The following is an 18,138-nucleotide window of genomic DNA, read 5'->3' on the forward strand; positions in this document are numbered from 1 at the left end:
AACAGAAACATTACGGGTATTGGGGCATCGGCGCACGTTCGTTACCATCCCTGCGCCGCGCGGTCCGCGGACCCCCGTTCCAACAGAAGACCAAGGTATCAGATGGCCATCCGCTCCTCCGCCCGTGCCCTGCTGGCCGGTGCCGCCCTGACCGTCCTGCTCGCCCTCCCGCCGGGTCTGCCCGCCGTCGCCGGGACGGCTGCAACGCCCGCTGCCGCTGCCGCCACGCAGAAGACCGCCGAGGACGCGAAGCTGGACGCCTTCCTGGAGGACGCCTGGAACCGGGTGCTGGCGCGCAATCCCGACCTGCGGGTGCAGCTCGGCATGAAGGACACGGAGGGGCGCTGGACCCCGGTGTCTGACGCGTTCGGTGAGGAGAACGAGAAGCTCGCCCGGGGCGATCTGGAGCGGCTGCGCAAGGAGATCGACCGTGACGCGCTCTCCAGCCAGGGCAGGCTGAACTACGACCTGTTCACCTATGTCATGGAGGACGGGCTGTCCTATGCGCCCTTCCGCTACGACAGCTACGCCTTCACCCGGCTGGACGGCGGCCACATCTCCATGCCGTCCTTCCTCATCAGCACGCTCCAGGTCCAGGACAAGGCGGACGCCGAGTCCTACATCCGCCGCCTGCGCGGCATCGGGCAGGTCCTGGCCGACATGGAGGCGGCGGCGCGGGTCCGGCTTGAGCGGGGCATCGCCCCGCCGGCCTTCAACTTCCCCTCCATCGTCTCGGCCTCGCGCGCCGTGGCGGCCGGCAAGCCCTTCGACGACGGCCCGAACGAGAGCCCGCTGTGGCTGGACATCCGGGCCAAGGTGGGCGCGCTCTCCCTCGACGAGGCCGAGAAGACGCGCCTGATCGCCGAGGCGGAAAAGGCCCTGCGCGAGGAGGTGGGGCCCGCCTACCGCCGGTTCGCCGACGCGATGGAGGCGATGGGCGCCAAGGTCAAGGAGAACAACGGCGTCTGGGCCCTGCCCAAGGGAGCCGAACTGTACCGCGTCGCCGTGCGCTCCAGCACGACGGTGGACATGGACCCGGCCGCCATCCACGAGCTGGGCCTGAAGGAAGTCGCCCGCATCCAGGACGAGATGCGCGCGATCATGCGCAAGGTCTCCTTCAAGGGCGATCTGAAGGCCTTCTTCGAGTACCTGAAGACCGACCCGCGGTTCTTCTATCCCGACACCGACGAGGGCCAGAAGGCCTACATGGCGCGCGCCACCGAGGTGATCGGCCGGATGGAGGCACAGCTCGGCCGCTATTTCGGGGTGCTGCCGAAGGCCCGGATGGAGGTGCGCGCGGTCGAGAAGTTCCGCGAGGAATCCTCGCCCGGCGCCTTCTACCAGCAGCCCTCCCTGGACGGCAGCCGGCCCGGCATCTTCTACGCCAACATGGCGGACATGAAGGCGCTGCCGAAGTGGGACCTGGAGACGCTGGCCTATCACGAGGGCATCCCCGGCCACCACATGCAGATCGCCATCGCACAGGAGCTTGAGGGCGTGCCCGCCTTCCGGCGCATCTGGAACACCTCCGCCTATGCCGAGGGCTGGGCGCTCTATGCCGAGCACCTGGGCAAGGAGATGGGCTTCTTCGAGGACCCCTATTCCGATGCCGGTCGCCTGGGGGCGGAGTTGTTCCGCGCCGTGCGCCTGGTCGTCGATACCGGCCTGCACACCAAGAAGTGGACCCGTGAGCAGGCCATCGCCTACATGAACGAGAACACCCCGAACGCGGAGATCGACAATACCCGCGAGGTGGAGCGCTACATGAACTGGCCGGGCCAGGCGCTCAGCTACAAGGTCGGCATGCTGGAGATCCAGCGCCTGCGGGCCAAGGCGGAAGCCACGCTCGGAGACCGTTTCGACATCCGCGGCTTCCATGACACCGTGCTGGCCAACGGCGCCGTGCCGCTGCCGCTGCTCCAGCAGCTCGTGGATTCCTGGGTCGCCAGCCGGGCCAAGGGCTGAACGGCCGGTTCCGCCTGGGGCGCACCCTGGGGCGCACCCTGGGACGGACGTGAAAAAGGCGGCGGTCCCCCGCGGGACCGCCGCCTTTCATCATCCTGGGGCCGCAGGGCCGGTGGGGAGGTCAGCCCTCCTCCCCGTCCGCGTGGCCCTTGATGCGTTGGGCGAGCGCCGCCTGGAGGAAGCGGTCCAGGTCGCCGTCCAGCACGCCGCCGGAGTCGCTGGTCTCCACCCCGGTGCGCAGGTCCTTGACCATCTGGTAGGGCTGCAGGACGTAGGAGCGGATCTGGTGGCCCCAGCCGATCTCCGTCTTCGTCGCCTCCAGGGCCGCGGCCGCCTCCTCGCGCTTGCGCAGCTCCATCTCGTAGATGCGGGCCCGCAGCATGTCCCAGGCCTTGGCCCGGTTCTTGTGCTGGCTGCGCTCCTGCTGGCAGGCGACGACGATGCCGGTCGGCAGGTGGGTCAGGCGCACCGCCGAGTCGGTCTTGTTGACGTGCTGCCCGCCGGCACCGGACGAGCGGTAGGTGTCCACCTTCACGTCCTTCTCGTTGATCTCGACGACGATCCTGTCGTCGATCACGGGCGTGACGGAGACGGAGGCGAAGCTGGTGTGCCGGCGCGCCTGGCTGTCGAACGGGCTGATGCGGACCAGACGGTGGACGCCGGACTCCGTCTTCAGCCAGCCATAGCCGTTGTGGCCCTTGATCTGGATGGTGGCGGACTTGATGCCGGCCTCTTCGCCCGGCGTCTCGTCCAGCTCATCGACCTTGTAGCCGTGCTGCTCGGCCCAGCGGGTGTACATGCGCAGCAGCATGAGCGCCCAGTCCTGGGACTCGGTGCCGCCGGCGCCGGAGTTCACCTCCAGGAAGCAGTCGTTGGCGTCGGCCTCGCCGGAGAGCAGGCTCTCCAGTTCCATCTTGGCCGCCCGCTCCTTCAGCGCGGCGATCGTCTTCTCGGCGTCGGCGACCATCTCGGCATCGCCTTCGGCCTCGGCCAGCTCGATCAGCTCAAGGCTGTCACGCAGGTCGCGCTCCAGTTCCCTGGTGCCGGTCAGCGCGTTTTCGAGCTGGGTCTTCTCCCGCATCAGCTTCTGGGCGCGATCGGGATCGTTCCAGAGGTTCGGGTCTTCGGTCAGCGCGGTCAGTTCGTCGAGGCGGAAAAGGGATTTATCCCAGTCAAAGATGCCTCCTCAGCAGCGCCAAGGACTGGTTCACAGCCTCGGCGACCGCTTGGATCTCGGCCCGCATGGGGGTCTCCTGTCACCAATGGTCCAAATCAGGGGGCCTTAGATAGCGTGCCCTGCCCGGGATTTGAACCCCTGGTGCCTGCCGCGGCGGAAAAAGGCCCCCAAAAGAGAAGAGCGCGGCGCCACCACGGCGCCACGCCCTCCCCCGTCCGCCTGAACCCGGGGATCAGAAGCGGTAGCCGAAGCCCACGCCGATGATCCACGGATCGAGATCGACATCCGCCTTGATGCGGCTGGGCAGGCCGGCATCAATGGAGACATCGGTGCTCAGCCACAGCTTCTTCACGTCCAGGTTCAGCGACCAGCGCTCGTTCAGCGCGAAGTCCACGCCCGCCTGGAGCGCGAAGCCGAAGCTGTTGTCATAGTCGATGTCGCGCGCCGCGCCCTCATCGACATTGTAGAAGATGGTGTAGTTGACACCCAGGCCGATATAGGGGCTGACCTGCCCCTTGGGGTTGAAATGGTACTGCGCCGTCAGGGTCGGCGGCAGCAGCCAGACATCGCCCAGATCCACCTTGGCGCCCAGCGGCGTACCCGTGGCGTTCACATTGTGCGGGGTCGTGCCGAGGATCAGCTCGATGCCGACATTGTCGTTGAGGAAATAGGTGAAATCGAGTTCGGGGACGAAATGGTTGCCGACGTTCGCCTCGCCGGGAATGCCAGTACCGGCGAGGGACAGCGAGCTGGACTCGTCCGGCACGACGTAGATCCCACGGACCCGGACCAGCAGGTCACCGGCCTCCTTGGCCGAAGCGGCGGGCACGCCGGCGAGCAACGCGACGGCCGCGCAGGACGCCGCGGTAATGGCCAATCCTCTCATACTCAGCTCTCCTCTGCCGGGGGGCCGCCGGACACCGCAGTGCGACCCTCTCCCTTGGTTATCTTTTACAAGGAAAGCGTTAGGCCGCCCCCCCTGGGGCGGCCCTGACCTGGATCAATTCCAAGATATACCCAAGCGTATAGGTCGGTCACCGCTGCAACCCCGCGGAAGCCCGGACGGAACGGGCAGAAAGGCCGCGCAGCAGGACGCGGCAGGCGTCAGTAGACGCCGCCGGTCCCGGTGCCGACATTGGCGGGGGTCTGCGGCGGGCGCTGCGCGTCGGGCTTGCCGATCTGGCTGGCCGGCAGGAACCCCGCCCCCTGGTCGCCGCCGTCCAGCACGGTCTGGTCGCCCGTCGGCTCGGTGCCGGGGACGAATGCCTCCCAGATCGCCTTGCGGTTGCCGGTAGCGGCCGGCCGGCCGGTCTCCGGATCGACGCGGACCAGCCGCAGACCGGGCGGCACCCGGAAGGGCGTGGCCGGCGCATTCTTCAGGGCAACCTGCATGAAGTCGCGGAAGATCGGCACCGCGACGGAGGACCCCGTCTCCCGGTCGCCGAGCGACCGCGGCTGGTCGTACCCGACGAAGACGCCGACGGCGAGGTCGGGGGAGAAGCCGACGAACCAGGCGTCCATGCTGTCGTTGGTGGTGCCGGTCTTGCCCGCCAGCGGCTTGCCCAGTTCGCGCAGGCGGGCGGCAGTGCCCCGCTGCACCACCCCCTCCAGCATGGAGACGACCTGATAGACCGTCCGCGGATCGGCAACCTGCTCCCGCGTGTCGGGCACGACGGGAACCGGCATGGTGACCGGGGCGGCTGCGTCCGTGTCCGCGGTCGGCGCCGCCGCCCGGGCTGCCTGGAGGCGCTGCGCGGCGAAGGCGTCGCCGGTGGGCTCCGCAGCCATCCAGGGCAGACCGGAGCAGCCGGCGCAGGGCCGGTCGTCGTGGCGGAACACGGTGCGGCCGGTATGGTCCTGCACCCGGTCGATGATGCTGGGGGTGATCTTCCGGCCGCCGTTGACCAGCATGGCGTAGGCCGCCGTCAACCGCATCACCGTCGTTTCCCCTGCCCCCAGCGCCATGGAGAGCTGCGGCGGCAGGTTGTCGGTGATGCCGAAGCGGCGGGCCACGTCCACGACAGCATCCATGCCGATATACTGGGCCAGCCGCACCGTCATGACGTTGCGCGACTTCTCGATGCCGATGCGCAGCGGCGTCGGACCGTAGAAGCGGTCGGTGTAGTTGGAGGGGCGCCATTTGCCCAGCCCCGGCCCCTGGTCCAGGGAGAAGGGCGCATCCAGGACCAGCGTGCTGGGCGTGAAGCCGTGATCCAGCGCCGCCAGATAGACGAAGGGCTTGAAGGCCGATCCCGGCTGCCGCTGCGCCTGGGTGGCGCGGTTGAACACGCTGATGTCGGAGCTGAAGCCGCCGACCATGGCGAGCACGCGGCCGGTGTGCGGGTCGATCGCCACCAGCGCCCCCTGCACCTCGGGGATCTGGCGCAGGGCATAAGCGTCCTTCTTCTCCGACAGGCGCTCGACCATCACCACGTCGCCGGGGGCCAGGACGTCCTTGGCGGACTTCACGGCGGGACCGACGATCTCCCCCTTCTCGGCCCTGCGGGCCCAGCGCAGTTCGTCCAGCGGGATGCTGCCATGGCTGCCGTCGGCGAAGCCGAGGCGCGCCTCCGCGTCCACCACCTCCAGCACCGCGGCCAGCGGCCAGTCCTCGGCACCGGCCGGCGGCCTGACCGCGGCCAGCCGGTCGCGCCAGCCCTCGAACCCGTCCAGCCGGGCGACCGGACCGCGCCAGCCGCTGCGGCGGTCCAGCGACTTCAGGCCGTCGCGCAGGGCCTTGCGGGCGGCGCCCTGCAACTCGGGCTCCAGCGTCGTGCGCACGGACAGGCCACCTTTGTAGAGCGTCTCCTCCCCGTACATCCGGGCCAGTTCGCGGCGGACCTCCTCGACGAAGTAGTCCGCCTTCACGAACTCCGCATCGCGTCCGGTGCGGAAGGTCAGCGGCTCCGCCACGGCGGCCTGCGCCTCCTCCGGCGTGATGTAGCCGTCCTCCTGCATGCGCCCGATGACATAGTTGCGCCGGGCGATGGCATCGTCGCGGAAGCGTTCGCGGAAGTAGCGGTCCGGCGCCTTCGGCAGCGAGGCGAGGAAGGCAGCCTCGGCGATGGTCAGCTCGTCCAGCGGCTTGTCGAAATAGTTCAGCGCCGCGGCGGCGACGCCATAGGCGCGGTTACCCAGAAAGATCTCGTTCAGGTACAGCTCAAGGATACGGTCCTTGGACATCGCCTGCTCGATCCGGTAGGCGAGCAGCCATTCCTTGATCTTGCGCTGGTAGCTCAGCTCGTTCGACAGCAGGAAGTGCCGCGTCACCTGCTGCGTGATGGTGGAGGCGCCGATCGGGCGGCGGTCCTCGGCCAGCATGCGCACGTTCGTCACCATGGCGCGGGCCACGGCGACCCAGTCCACCCCCTGGTGCTTGAAGAAGTTCTGGTCCTCGGCGGAGACGAAGGCACGCACCACGCGCTTCGGGATCGCCTCGATCGGCACGAAGACCCGCTTCTCGCTGGCGAATTCGGCCAGCAGCCGGCCGTCGCCGGCATGCACGCGGGTGGCGACCGCCGGCCGGTAGTCGGCAAGCTGGGAATAGTCCGGCAGGTCGCGTCCAAAATAGAGGACGCCCCAGGCGATCAGGCCGGCCGCCGTGACCGCGGCCAGAACGAGGCCGGTGAAGAGAAGTCCCAGAAAGCGCATCGCGTACCACCGCGGAAAGGGGCCTGTACGGGAAAGCCCGTCAGGAACCGGATCGAAGGATGCCGGCGACCGCCCTGCCCCCCACGGGGGCGGGTCACGGTCGGATCAGCGTAGCAGGATGGGGGGAAATGTGTCGTCCTTAAGACCGGCTCAAGACCGTGCCCGTCCGAAATAGCCATCCACCGCCTGAACGAGCCCGGCGGCAAGACGCTTGCGATGGCTGGCGCTGGTCAGCAGCTTTGCGTCCTTCGCATGCGACAGGTAACCCATCTCGATCAGCACGGACGGTACGTCCGGCGCGGTCAGCACCGCGAACCCGGCAGAGCGCAACGGCGACGGCAGCAGCGCCACCTCCCGGCCGAGCCGGTCCACCACGAGACCGGCCAGCCGCAGCGACTGGTTACGGGAGTCGCGTTGCGCAAGGTCGATCAGGATGGCCGCGACCTCCGCCGTCTCGGCCGAGAGATCCAGGCCGACGATGGCGTCGGCGCGGTTCTCGCGCTGGGCCAGCATCTCCGCCTCGCGGTCGGTCGCCTTGTCGGACAGGGTATAGACGGACAGGCCGCGGACACCGGGGCGGCTGATCGAGTCCGCGTGCAGGGAGATGAAGAGGTCCGCCCCCAGCGAGCGCGCCCGGGCCACCCGGTCGCGCAGCTTGATGAAGACGTCCCGGTCGCGGGTCAGGGCCACCCGGTAGCGCCCCGTGGCCTGGAGCTGGCGGCGCATCTCCAGCGCTACGGCCAGGGTGATCTCCTTCTCGTGGACGCCGGTGACGGCGGTCGCCCCGGGGTCCTGGCCGCCATGACCGGGGTCGAGCACGATCAGGGGAAGCTGCGGCAGGGGCGGCTTGCTGCGCGGTACCGGAAAGCTCCGCAGGGCGGCGGGCTGCGACGGAGCCGGCGGTGCTGTGGCCGGTGCGGCGGGCGGCGGGGCCGGCGCCCGCAGCGCCACCGGCTGCACCCCGGGCGCCAAGGGGGACGGCGCCGCGGCCGAGGGCATGGCGGCAGCCTGTGCTGCCAGGAAGCCCAGCGGGTCCATCGGCGCGATGTCCAGCACGAAGCGGGGCGGCCTTCCGTCCAGCGGGCGCAGCATGTCGGCCCAGAGAACCTTCGCCGGCCCCGACGTCTCCAGCTCAAGCCGGACGCGCCCGCCCGCCTCGCTGCGGCGGACGCCGCGCACCAGTCCCTTGGGGGCGGGCAGCTCGGGCACCGCCCAGGCGACACCATCGAACTCCACCACCACGCGCCAGGGATCGGCGGCCGTGACGACGCGGAATTCCGCCGCCCGGCTGAGATCGATGACGAAGCGCGTCTTGTCGGGATGCAGGCCCAGGCGGGCGTCGGTGGCCAGGGCTGCCGCCCCGGCGGCGGGCATCGCAGCGGTCTGAGTCCGCTCCGCCGCGGCCACGGGCGCCACCGGGGACACGACCAGAAGCAGCGCCGCCACGACGGCGGCAGCCCATCCGGACAAGCGTCTTCCCCAAGCGGCCACGTCCCGTCCCTTTCCAGGTCACCCCGTCTTACGGATCATCCTGCCGCCGCCATGCCCCGCCCCTGGCGCAGCGACCGGAGCAGACCCGGGTGCAGCCGGCTGCACCCGGTTATAACGTCGGCAAATCAAGGCATTCAAGGCCGATCATCAGAACCCGTCACATGATCCCGGAGGTGTGCCCGCAGGGCATCAGGCGACGACGGACGGCAGCGGGCGGATGCATCGCCCCGGAATGTTGCAGCCGGGCATCTGTCGAATTCTTTCATTGTGGAATGGGGTAGGGACGTTTATCTTCCCAACTGCGACGAACCGTACCCTGCTTCGCCCCTCCCCGGGGCGCCGGCGTCGCCCCCGGATACGCGCGGCTGCCGCACAGACTGCCGCCCCGCGCCCGCGGGCGTGGCGCTTTCAGAGGTGCGGTGCAGTGAAACCTCGGAGCTGGTTACGGTCCTTGTGGCCGTAGCCCGGCGTCGGTCGCCCGGCCCGTCCTGGCTGCTTTAGGAGAGCGCCGTTCGACGGCTTCAGGGTCCGATCCGCGTGCTTCGCATGAAACGATGGTGCGCCCATCCATCCGTCTGTCGCGCGGACCGGGCGGGAGCGCCATGGGGAAGGCGGAATGGCCAAGCGCATGCTTGTGGACGCCACACACCCGGAGGAGACCCGGGTCGTCGTGGTCAGCGGCAACAGGCTGGAGGAACTCGATTTCGAGATCGCCAGCCGGAAGCAACTCAAGGGCAACATCTATCTGGCGAAGGTCATCCGGGTGGAGCCGTCGCTCCAGGCGGCCTTCGTGGAGTATGGCGGGAACCGGCACGGTTTCCTGGCCTTCTCGGAAATCCACCCGGACTACTACCGTATCCCGGTGGCGGACCGTGAAGCCCTCCTGCGCGAACAGGAGCGCGAGTACGAGGCCGGCGACCGTGAGCCCGCCTCGGTCGAACAGGTCGAGGATGCCGCCGCCGGTATCGAGGAGACCTCGGCCGGCGCGGTGCCGGTGGACGAGATCGGCGGCGCCGCCCCCTCCCTGATGGATGAGGGGACCCCGGACGGCAGCAGCGCCGAGGACGGCCCCGAAGGAGAAAGCCCCCTGTCCGCCGGCGATCCGGAGGATGGCAGCGACTTCGCCGGAGAGGGCGCGGAGGATGCGGGGCCGGACGGCCGCGCGACGGAACTGCGCCACTCCAACGGCCGTGAAGGCCGGCGCGAGCGCCGCGCCGCCGCCGCGGCCGACGGCGGCGAGACCGTCGAGGAGGATACGGAGGAGGAACGCCGCCGGCGCCCCCGCCCGCTGAAGTCCTACAAGATCCAGGAGGTGATCAAGCGCCGGCAGATCCTGCTGGTCCAGGTCACCAAGGAGGAGCGCGGCAACAAGGGTGCCGCCCTGACCACCTACCTGTCGCTGCCCGGCCGCTACTGCGTGCTGATGCCGAACACGCCGCGCGGCGGCGGCATCTCGCGCAAGATCACCAACCCCGCCGACCGCAAGCGCATGAAGGAGCTGCTGGAGGGCCTGGACGTGCCGCAGGGCATGTCGGTCATCCTGCGCACCGCCGGCATCGAACGCTCCAAGCCGGAGATCAAGCGCGACCTGGAATACCTGATGCGCCTGTGGGACAGCATCCGGGAGCTGACCCTGCAGTCGGTCGCCCCGGCGCTGATCTACGAGGAGGCGAACCTCATCAAGCGTTCCATCCGCGACCTCTACGCCTCGGACATCGACGAGGTGATCGTGGAGGGCGAGCAGGGCTACCGCACCGCCAAGGATTTCATGCGGATGCTGATGCCCAGCCACGCCAAGAAGGTGCAGCCCTACAAGGACGACATCCCCCTGTTCCACCGCTTCCAGGTGGAGGGCGCGATCGAGACCATGTTCGACCCGGTCGTGCAGTTGCGCTCGGGCGGCTACATCGTCATCAACCAGACCGAGGCGCTGGTCGCCATCGACGTCAACTCGGGCCGCTCCACCAAGGAGCGCAACATCGAGGAGACGGCGCTGCGCACCAATCTGGAGGCGGCGGAGGAGATCGCCCGCCAGCTCCGCCTGCGCGACCTGGCCGGCCTGATCGTCATCGACTTCATCGACATGGAGGAGGCGCGCAACAACGCCTCCGTCGAGAAGCGGCTGAAGGAGGCGATGAAGGCGGACCGCGCCCGCATCCAGCTCGGCCGCATCTCGCCCTTCGGCCTGCTGGAGCTGTCGCGCCAGCGCCTGCGCCCGTCGTTGCAGGAGATCAACTTCGAGCGCTGCCCGCACTGCGCCGGCACCGGCCTCGTCCGCTCGGTGGAGAGCGCCGCCCTGGCCGTGCTGCGCGCCATCGAGGAGGAGGGCATCCGCCGCCGCTCCGCCGAGATCACGGTGACCGCGGCGGCCTCGCTGGTCCTCTACATCCTGAACCAGAAGCGCGAGAGCCTGACCGCCATCGAACGGCGCTACGGCCTGCGCGTCTATCTGGCCGCCGACGACAGCCTGACCCCGCCGGCCCACCGGCTGGAGCGGCTGCGCGCCCGCCAGCCCGGCGACGACCTGCCGGTGGCGCAGACGACGGTCAGTGCCGAGAAGGTCTATGCCGAGACCGACCGGGCGCTGGAGGTCGAGGAGGCCGAAGAAGCCGAGGAACTGGAGGAGGAGACGGAGGAGAGCGCCGCGACCGCCCCGCAGACCGCCGAGGAGCGGTCGCAGGGTGACCGCGACAGCCGCCGCCGCCGCCGCCGGCGCCGTCGTCGTCCGGGCGAGGCCCGCTTCGGTGACGCCGAGGCAACCACCCTGCCCGCCGATGCGGAAACGGCCGAACGGACCGAGGACGCCGGTGCGGAGGGCGACGAGGACGAGGACGCCGACGACGACGCGGGCGAGGAAGCCGGGGCCGAGGGCTCCGTCTCCGCAACCGGCGACGACGCCCAGTCCCTGCGCAAGAAGCGCCGCCGCGGCAAGCGGGGCGGCCGCCGCCGGGCGCGTCAGCGGATCGACGGTCTGCCGGAGATCCCGGGCGAGACCCTGGCCGAAGGCGAGGAAGCCGAGGGCGACGACACCGAGGATGGCGGGGCCGAGGATGGCGGGGCCGGAGAAGCCGCCGAACCGTCCGGGGCGCTGGCCGTCGCCGGAGAGGGTCCGGCCCTGACCGGGACCGAGACGACTGTCAGCGAACCCGTCGAGCCGTCACCGGACGCCGGAGTCCCGGGCGAAGCGGTGACGACCGGAACCGTCGTCGCAGCCGCCGAACCGGCGACCGCCGGCACGGAACCGACGGCGAAGCCCAAGCGCAGCCGCGCCCCGCGCAAGAAGGCCGCGGAAACGCCGGCAGCGGCGGCCGAGGCAACTCCCGTGGCGGAAGCGGCTCCGGCCGAAGCCGCCGAAGCGGAGGAGAAGCCGAAGGCCAAGCGTACCCGCGCCCCGCGCAAGAAGACCGCGGAAACGCCGGCGGCGGCGGCCGAGGCAACTCCCGTGGCGGAAGCGGCTCCGGCCGAAGCTGCTGCAGCGGAGGAGAAGCCGAAGGCCAAGCGTACCCGCGCCCCGCGCAAGAAGACCGCCGCCGCGGAAACGCCGGCAGCGGACACGGTGACGGAAGCGGTCACGGCAGTGGACACGGACATGGCCACGGCGGTGACGCCGGCCGTGGAGACCCCGGCGGAAACGTCGGCGGCTCCCGCCCCGGTCGAAGCCGCGCCGCAGGCCGTGGTCAACCCGCCGATCGAAGCGCCGAAGAAGGGCTGGTGGCGCCGCTGAGGCGCCACCCCACCTTTGCGGACAGCCGTCCGGAAAAGGGCAGTGCGGAAACGGGCAGTACGGAAACGGGGAGGCTCACGCCTCCCCGTCAGACTGCTGACAAAGGCCTGGCGTGAGCCGGGCCTTTGTGATTCGATTGGTCATGCTGAGGAAACCGACGGCGCAGCAGACTGAAATCGAGATGGTGACGCTCGACGGTCTGGTTCCGCCCGATCACCTGCTTCGCAAGATCGACGCGGTGATCGACTTCTCCTTCATCCATGATCGCGTGTCCGGGCTTTACTGTCCGGACAACGGCCGTCCGGCCCTTGATCCGGTTGTCATGTTCAAGGCGCTGTTCATCGGCTACCTGTTCGGCATCCGCTCCGAACGCCAGCTGGTGCGCGAGATCCAGGTGAACGTGGCGTATCGCTGGTTTCTGGGTCTGCGCCTGACCGATCCGGTGTTCGACGCCTCGACGCTGAGCCAGAACCGGCGCCGGCGTTACCGGGACACCTCCGTGGCGCAGGACATCTTCGACCATGTGGTGGAGCAGGCGATCGGCCACGGGCTGGTGGACGGCACCGTGCTCTACACCGACAGCACCCACCTCAAGGCCAACGCCAACAAGAACCGCTACGACAAGGCGGTGGTCGCCAAGTCGCGGGCGGATTACTGGGACGATCTGGACCGGGCGGTGGAGGCGGACCGCGCCACCCACGGCAAGAAGCCCCTCAAGCCCAAGGACCGGCAGCCGCCCGAGAAGGAGACCAAGATCAGCCGCACCGATCCGGAGAGCGGCTACATGGTGCGCGATGGCAAGCCCACCGGCTTCTTCTACCTTGATCACCGCACCGTGGATGGGCGCCATGGCATCATCACCGACAGCTTCGCCACCCCCGCCAACGTGCACGACAGCATCGTCTATCTCGGCCGGCTCGACCGCCAGCGCGCCCGCTTCGCGCTCGACGTCAAGGCCGTCGGGCTGGACGCCGGCTATGCCACGGCCGGGATCGCAAAGGGGCTGGAGGACCGCGCCATCCTCGGCGTCACCGGCTACAACCGACCGACACCCCCGGCCCCGGGGATGATGCCCAAGAGCGCCTTCACCTACGAGCCCGGGACCGACACCTGGTCATGCCCCGGCGGACAGGCCCTCGCCTACGCCACCACCGACCGCAACGGCTACCGCCACTACAGGAGCGATCCGGCCCTCTGCTTCGCCTGCCCGCTGCTCGCGTCGTGCACCCGCAACCCCAAGGCCGTCCGCACCATCACCCGCCACCTCTGGGCCGACATCCGCGAGCGCACCGACGCCCACCGCAAGACCCCCTGGGGCAAGGCCATCTACAAGCGACGAAAAGAGACGGTCGAACGCTCCTTTGCCGACGCCAAACAGCTCTTCGGGCACCGCTACGCACGCTTCCGCGGCCTCCTCGGCGTCACCTGGCAGTGCCTGCTCGCCGCCGCCGCCCAGAACATCAAGAAAATCGCCCTCGCAATCGCCCCGAAGGCAGCCCTCCGGCCAGCCTGAGACAGAAACCTCCCTGTCTGCCCGATCCACCCAACCAGTTTCGACAGCCGCAATCCCCAAAAATGAAAACCCCGCCGAAAACGACGGGGTTTGTCATCGGTCTGACGGGGAGGCTCACGCCTCCCCGTTTCTGCATTCGGGCACGGGTTCTGAAAGGGCTGCGTCGGCGGCGACGGTCCGGAAGAATCAGTCGCGGAGCGACCAGCCCATCTCCCAGAAGCCGGCTTCCAGCCGGCAGGCGGCATCGAAGCCGCGGGCGAGCGACGCGAAGCGTGCCTCCGCCCCCCGCTCGGCCCCGAGCCGGTCGAGCAGCGCGACAGAAGCCGCGGCCACCGCGCGGTATTCCGGATCGGCATACATGCGGATCCAGTCCGCATAGGGATTGCCGTCCAGCACGGTCGCCGGATCGGCCATCAGGACGGCGGCGATCTCGGCATAGCCGATGATGCAGGGGGAAAGGGCGACGTGCAGGTCCAGCAGGTCGCCGCTCATGCCCCGCTCCAGCACGAAGCGGGTGTAGGCCAGCGTCGCCGTCGCCTCGGGCGTCGCGGCCATCGCCGCCTCGTCAAGGCCCCAGCCCGCGCAATAGCGGACGTGCAGCCCCATCTCCAGGTCCAGGATGGCAGCCATGGAGCGCGACGCGGCCCGCATGTCCTCCAGCCGGTCGGCCTTGTAGGCGGCCAGGGCATAGGCCCGGGCGAAGTGGATCAGGAACAGGTAGTCCTGCACCAGATAATGGCGGAAGCTGGCTTCCGGCAGGGAGCCGTCCCCCAGCCCGCGCACGAAGGGATGGCGGACATAGAGATCCCAGGACGGCCGGCAGGCCGCGCGCAGGCGGTCGAACAGACCGCCCGGCGTGGCGAGATCGGGCAGGGGCGCGGGCGTTGCGTCCGCCATGCCGGATCAGCCCTGGCTGCCGCCGGGCAGGCGCACGACCAGCCCGTCCAGTTCCTCGGTGATGCGGATCTGGCAGCCCAGGCGCGAGGTCTTGGTCAGGCCGAAGGCGAGGTCCAGCATGTCCTCCTCGTCCTCGCTGGCATCGGGCAGCAGATCGTACCACTGCGGATCGACGATCACATGACAGGTCGAGCAGGCGAGCGAACCCTCGCAGGCGCCTTCGAGGTCGATGTCGTGGCGGCGGGCAACTTCCAGGATCGACAGACCAAGCGGGGCTTCGACCTCGCGGCGGGTACCATCGGTTTCGACGAAGACCATCTTCGGCATCGCGCCAAGACTCCCATGACTTGAACGGGCAAGACTTACAATAGGCGGCGGCGCCGGCCGCGAGCCGCCGATGTTGTTACGTAGGCGCGGGCGTCAAGTCCAGTCCTGCGTGCTGCGGCTCTGTCAGCCGCCCTCCGGCGGCGGGGTCAGATCGCGGCGCCGGCGGCGGGCCGCCTCGGCCGCAGCCTGCAGGCGGCGCAGCCGGCCCAGTTGCACGGCGGCCTCCTCCCCCTCCTCCCGGCGGAAGGCGGCGGACAGGGCCCGCAGCACCGCCTCCCGCTCCCGCCCGATCTCGGCGGCGGTGCGGTCCAGCGCGGCGGCATCGCCGGCCGCGGCCACGGCCTGCGCCCAGGGATCGGACAGCGGCTCCGCCGCGACGGGGACGCCGGCCAGCTTCAGCAGCAGGGCTGCCCGCCGCATCGGGTCGCGCAGTTCGGCCAGGGCGTCGTCCAGCGCATCGCGGTGGGCCTGCGCCATCGCCTTCTCCCGCGGGCCGCGGCCCTCGAAGCGGGCGGGATCGAGCACGCGGTGGAAGCCGGCATGCTGGCGCTCCAGTTCCGCCGGCTCCAGGTCGAAGCGCCGCGGCAGGGTCAGCCGGGCAAAGGCGTCCAGAGCCGCGGGCGGCTGGATCGTGCCGCACTGGTGGCAGAACAGGGCGCGGGGCGACACCGCCCGGCCACACAGCCAGCAGGAACCGAGATCACCGTCGATGGGAGCGGCGCGGCGGGGACCGCTGCCGGGGGGCGCCTGGGTCATGGATGATGCCGGTCCGAAGGGCGCCGGCGGCCTCCGCCGGCGGATCGTGCGGGTGATACAGGAGCGGGGGACGGCAACGCAACGACGCGAATCGGCGATGGACCGCCCCTCCTCGTCCGCCCGTCCGACCCGGGCGGCACCCGGACGTCAGGCGGTCTGCGCCAGGATCGGCTGACGCTGCCGGGCGAGAAGAAGCCACGCCTCCGCAAAGCGGTCCAGGTCCGCCTCCGTCGTCAGCCAGCCGGCGCTGACCCGGATGGCACCGGCGGCCAGATCGTCCGCCACGCCCATGGCACGCAGCACATGGGAGGCATGGACCTTGCCGCTGGAGCAGGCGGCCCCCGAACTGACGGCGACGCCGGCCAGATCGAGCGCCATGAGCTGCGTCTCTGCCGGGACGCCGGGCAGCGCGAGGCAGAGCGTGTTGCCAAGGCGGGGAACCCCGCTCCCGAAGCTCCGCGCCTGCGGCACCGAAGCCAGCAGCCGCGCCTCCAGCGCATCGCGCCGGCGCGCCAGGGTATCGTAGAAGCCGAGGTCCTGCCCCGCCGCCTGGGCCGCGGCACCGAAGCCGGCGATGCCGGCCACGTTCTCCGTGCCCGCCCGACGCCGGCGCTCCTGCCCGCCGCCGCGCAGCAGCGGCTCCAGCGGCACGCCGTCGGCCACGACCAGGGCGCCGACGCCCTGCGGCCCGCCGAGCTTGTGCGCCGAGAGCGTCAGCAGATGCGCGCCCAGCGTCCGCAGATCGAGCGGCAGGCGCCCCGCCGCCTGGGCGGCGTCCACATGCAGGAACCCGCCGCGGGCGCGGACCAGGGCGGCGATCTCCCTCACCGGCTGGATCACGCCGGTTTCGTTGTTCGCGGCCTGGACGGAGACGAGAACCGGGCCGGGCGCGGCCTCCAGCAGGGCCGCCAGCGCCGCGGGATCGACACGGCCGTCCGCGTCCACCGGGATGCGACCGGCATCGGGGGCGGCATCGAGGACGGAGACATGCTCCACCGCCGAGACAAGACGGCAGGCGGCAGGCGTGCGCAGGGCCAGGGCATTGGCCTCCGTTCCGCCGCCGGTGAAGACGACCTGTTCCGGCGAGGCACCGACCAGGGCGGCGACGTGCAGTCGCCCCTCCTCCACCCGGCGGCGGGCCCGCCGGCCGAAGCCGTGGACGGAGGACGGATTGCCCGCCTCCTCCAGCGCAGCGAGCATGGCCGCGCGCGCCTCCGGCCGCAGCGGGGCCGTCGCGTTCCAGTCGAGATAGACCCCGGCCGCCATCATCCGCCCGCGGTTTCCGGCACCCGTCCTACTCCGCCGCGACCGGCGCCGGCCGGGCGTCCTGAATCAGCATCTGGCCCGTGCTCAGGATGCGCCGCTCGACCACGTCGGCCAGCGACACGGAGCTGAGATAGAGGTGGATCTGGTTGCCCAGTTCCTCCCACAGGTCATGAGTCAGGCAGCGGGTCTTATTGGCCCGGCAGCCGGCCGGCGAATGGGCGGCGCAGCGGGTGGCGCGGATCGGCTCGTCCACCGCCAGGATGATGTCGGAGATGCGCATCGCCTCCGCCGGACTGGCCAGCAGATAGCCACCGCCGGGCCCGCGCACGCTCTTGACCAGCCCGCCCTTGCGCAGCTTGGCGAAAAGCTGCTCCAGGTAGGAGAGCGAGATTTCCTGCCGGTCGGCGATCTCCGCCAGGGCCACGGGATGGCCCTTGCTGCTCTTGGCGAGATCGACCATCGCCATGACCGCGTAGCGGCCCTTCGTACTCAGTCTCATCTTGTCCCTCCGTAACCGTGACGGGTCCGCCGTCAGGCCGGGCCCGTGCTTTCGCGGTAAGTCCGGCGGTCTTCGCCGCCGTTGGCAGGAACGGGGTCGGCGGCGGGATCGTCCTCCGCCAGCCGGTCCCGTTCCAGTTCCTCCACCCGCTGGCGCAGGCCATGGACCTGGTCCAGCAATCCGTTGAGCGCCCGGGCGACCGGGTCGGGAATGTCACCGCAGGGGGTGCCGTAGGCCAGGAAGTCCTGCGCCACGGCCTTCGCCCGCGGCATCACCTGGCGCGCCGGAATGCCGACGACCGTCACCCCCGCCGGAACATCGGCGACGACCACGGCGTTGGAACCGATGCGCGCACCGGCGCCGACGGTGATGTTGCCCAGGACCTTGGCGCCCGCGCCGATGATCACCCCGTCCTGGATCGTGGGATGGCGCTTGCCCTTCTCCAGCGACGTGCCACCCAGGGTCACGGCATGGTAGAGATGCACATTGTCCCCCACCACCGCCGTCTCACCGATGACCACGCCCATGCCGTGGTCGATGAAGAAATGCCGGCCGATGCGGGCGCCGGGATGGATTTCGATGCCCGTCAGGAAACGTGCCAGATGCGAGATGAACCGCCCGAGAAGACGCCACTCCGCCGTCCAGACCCGATGGGCGATGCGATGCAGGAGGATGGCGTGCAGGCCGGGATAGCACAAAGCGACTTCGAGCCGGGACCGCGCAGCGGGATCACGGGCGATGACGGCATCGATTTCTTCTCGAAGACGCTTGAACACTGATGCTCCCGCTGTGGTATATTCCGCGCCCTGACCGGCTCGCCCCAGCGTGCCGCGGATCTGCGGATAGTACGCCTCCGGGCGCCCATGGGCAGC

13 protein-coding genes are annotated in these 18,138 nt (G+C 70.1%); 3 read left to right on the forward strand and 10 right to left on the reverse strand.

The window, feature by feature from the left end; translation table 11 throughout:
* Positions 1 to 102: 102 nt before the first annotated feature.
* Entirely contained in the window at positions 103 to 1,965 is a 1,863-nt protein-coding gene (locus tag RC1_RS07690) for a DUF885 domain-containing protein (protein WP_012566792.1), read from the forward strand.
* 121 nt (positions 1,966 to 2,086) lie between these two features.
* Here RC1_RS07690 and prfB read toward each other — a convergent pair.
* The 4 genes from prfB to RC1_RS07710 form a co-directional block, all read right to left on the reverse strand.
* A protein-coding gene (prfB, locus tag RC1_RS07695) for a peptide chain release factor 2 (protein ID WP_148213412.1) occupies positions 2,087 to 3,209 on the reverse strand; the annotation gives its coding sequence in 2 pieces (ribosomal slippage) (positions 2,087 to 3,139 and positions 3,141 to 3,209; 1,122 coding nt in all).
* A gap of 165 nt (positions 3,210 to 3,374) precedes the next feature.
* Entirely contained in the window at positions 3,375 to 4,028 is a 654-nt protein-coding gene (locus RC1_RS07700; RefSeq protein ID WP_012566794.1) for an OmpW/AlkL family protein, read from the reverse strand.
* 218 nt (positions 4,029 to 4,246) lie between these two features.
* Entirely contained in the window at positions 4,247 to 6,793 is a 2,547-nt protein-coding gene (locus tag RC1_RS07705; RefSeq protein WP_012566795.1) for a penicillin-binding protein 1A, read from the reverse strand.
* 150 nt (positions 6,794 to 6,943) lie between these two features.
* Positions 6,944 to 8,263, reverse strand: coding sequence for an N-acetylmuramoyl-L-alanine amidase (locus tag RC1_RS07710; protein WP_049766664.1), 1,320 nt, complete (start codon positions 8,261 to 8,263; stop codon positions 6,944 to 6,946).
* Between the two features lie 637 nt (positions 8,264 to 8,900).
* Between RC1_RS07710 and RC1_RS07715 the strand changes: the two genes are divergently transcribed.
* Together RC1_RS07715 and RC1_RS07720 are read left to right on the forward strand one after the other, a co-directional pair.
* Entirely contained in the window at positions 8,901 to 12,008 is a 3,108-nt protein-coding gene (locus RC1_RS07715; RefSeq protein WP_012566798.1) for a ribonuclease E/G, read from the forward strand.
* A gap of 142 nt (positions 12,009 to 12,150) precedes the next feature.
* Positions 12,151 to 13,521, forward strand: coding sequence for an IS1182-like element ISRce2 family transposase (locus RC1_RS07720; protein ID WP_012566799.1), 1,371 nt, complete (start codon positions 12,151 to 12,153; stop codon positions 13,519 to 13,521).
* A gap of 186 nt (positions 13,522 to 13,707) precedes the next feature.
* On the opposite strand, the gene tenA is transcribed toward RC1_RS07720, so the two are convergent.
* The 6 genes from tenA to cysE form a co-directional block, all read right to left on the reverse strand.
* Positions 13,708 to 14,418, reverse strand: a complete 711-nt coding sequence (tenA, locus tag RC1_RS07725) for a thiaminase II (protein ID WP_012566800.1) — start codon at positions 14,416 to 14,418, stop codon at positions 13,708 to 13,710.
* Positions 14,419 to 14,424: 6 nt separating this feature from the next.
* A complete protein-coding gene (locus tag RC1_RS07730) occupies positions 14,425 to 14,745 on the reverse strand; it encodes a ferredoxin family 2Fe-2S iron-sulfur cluster binding protein (RefSeq protein ID WP_012566801.1) in 321 nt (106 codons plus the stop codon).
* Between the two features lie 123 nt (positions 14,746 to 14,868).
* Positions 14,869 to 15,501, reverse strand: coding sequence for a hypothetical protein (locus tag RC1_RS20015; protein WP_012566802.1), 633 nt, complete (start codon positions 15,499 to 15,501; stop codon positions 14,869 to 14,871).
* A 147-nt stretch (positions 15,502 to 15,648) separates the two neighbouring features.
* Positions 15,649 to 16,770 carry a cysteine desulfurase family protein gene (locus RC1_RS07740; protein WP_012566804.1) on the reverse strand — a complete coding sequence of 374 codons (1,122 nt, stop codon included), beginning with the start codon at positions 16,768 to 16,770 and terminating at the stop codon, positions 15,649 to 15,651.
* Between the two features lie 25 nt (positions 16,771 to 16,795).
* Positions 16,796 to 17,266 carry an Rrf2 family transcriptional regulator gene (locus RC1_RS07745; RefSeq protein ID WP_012566805.1) on the reverse strand — a complete coding sequence of 157 codons (471 nt, stop codon included), beginning with the start codon at positions 17,264 to 17,266 and terminating at the stop codon, positions 16,796 to 16,798.
* A gap of 32 nt (positions 17,267 to 17,298) precedes the next feature.
* Positions 17,299 to 18,042, reverse strand: coding sequence for a serine O-acetyltransferase (cysE, locus tag RC1_RS07750; protein ID WP_012566806.1), 744 nt, complete (start codon positions 18,040 to 18,042; stop codon positions 17,299 to 17,301).
* Between the last annotated feature and the right edge of the window lie 96 nt (positions 18,043 to 18,138).

It is taken from the genome of Rhodospirillum centenum SW, from assembly GCF_000016185.1.
Lineage (GTDB): Bacteria > Pseudomonadota > Alphaproteobacteria > Azospirillales > Azospirillaceae > Rhodocista > Rhodocista centena.

Excerpts from the sequence above, each read along its gene's own strand:
- RC1_RS07705 (WP_012566795.1), bottom strand. The coding sequence starts at position 6,793 with ATGCGCTTTCTGGGACTTCTCTTCACCGGCCTCGTTCTGGCCGCGGTC.
- tenA (WP_012566800.1), bottom strand. The coding sequence starts at position 14,418 with ATGGCGGACGCAACGCCCGCGCCCCTGCCCGATCTCGCCACGCCGGGC.
- RC1_RS07700 (WP_012566794.1), bottom strand. The coding sequence starts at position 4,028 with ATGAGAGGATTGGCCATTACCGCGGCGTCCTGCGCGGCCGTCGCGTTG.
- RC1_RS07745 (WP_012566805.1), bottom strand. The coding sequence starts at position 17,266 with ATGAGACTGAGTACGAAGGGCCGCTACGCGGTCATGGCGATGGTCGAT.
- RC1_RS07740 (WP_012566804.1), bottom strand. The coding sequence starts at position 16,770 with ATGATGGCGGCCGGGGTCTATCTCGACTGGAACGCGACGGCCCCGCTG.
- RC1_RS07730 (WP_012566801.1), bottom strand. The coding sequence starts at position 14,745 with ATGCCGAAGATGGTCTTCGTCGAAACCGATGGTACCCGCCGCGAGGTC.
- RC1_RS07690 (WP_012566792.1), top strand. The coding sequence starts at position 103 with ATGGCCATCCGCTCCTCCGCCCGTGCCCTGCTGGCCGGTGCCGCCCTG.
- RC1_RS07715 (WP_012566798.1), top strand. The coding sequence starts at position 8,901 with ATGGCCAAGCGCATGCTTGTGGACGCCACACACCCGGAGGAGACCCGG.
- RC1_RS20015 (WP_012566802.1), bottom strand. The coding sequence starts at position 15,501 with ATGACCCAGGCGCCCCCCGGCAGCGGTCCCCGCCGCGCCGCTCCCATC.
- RC1_RS07720 (WP_012566799.1), top strand. The coding sequence starts at position 12,151 with ATGCTGAGGAAACCGACGGCGCAGCAGACTGAAATCGAGATGGTGACG.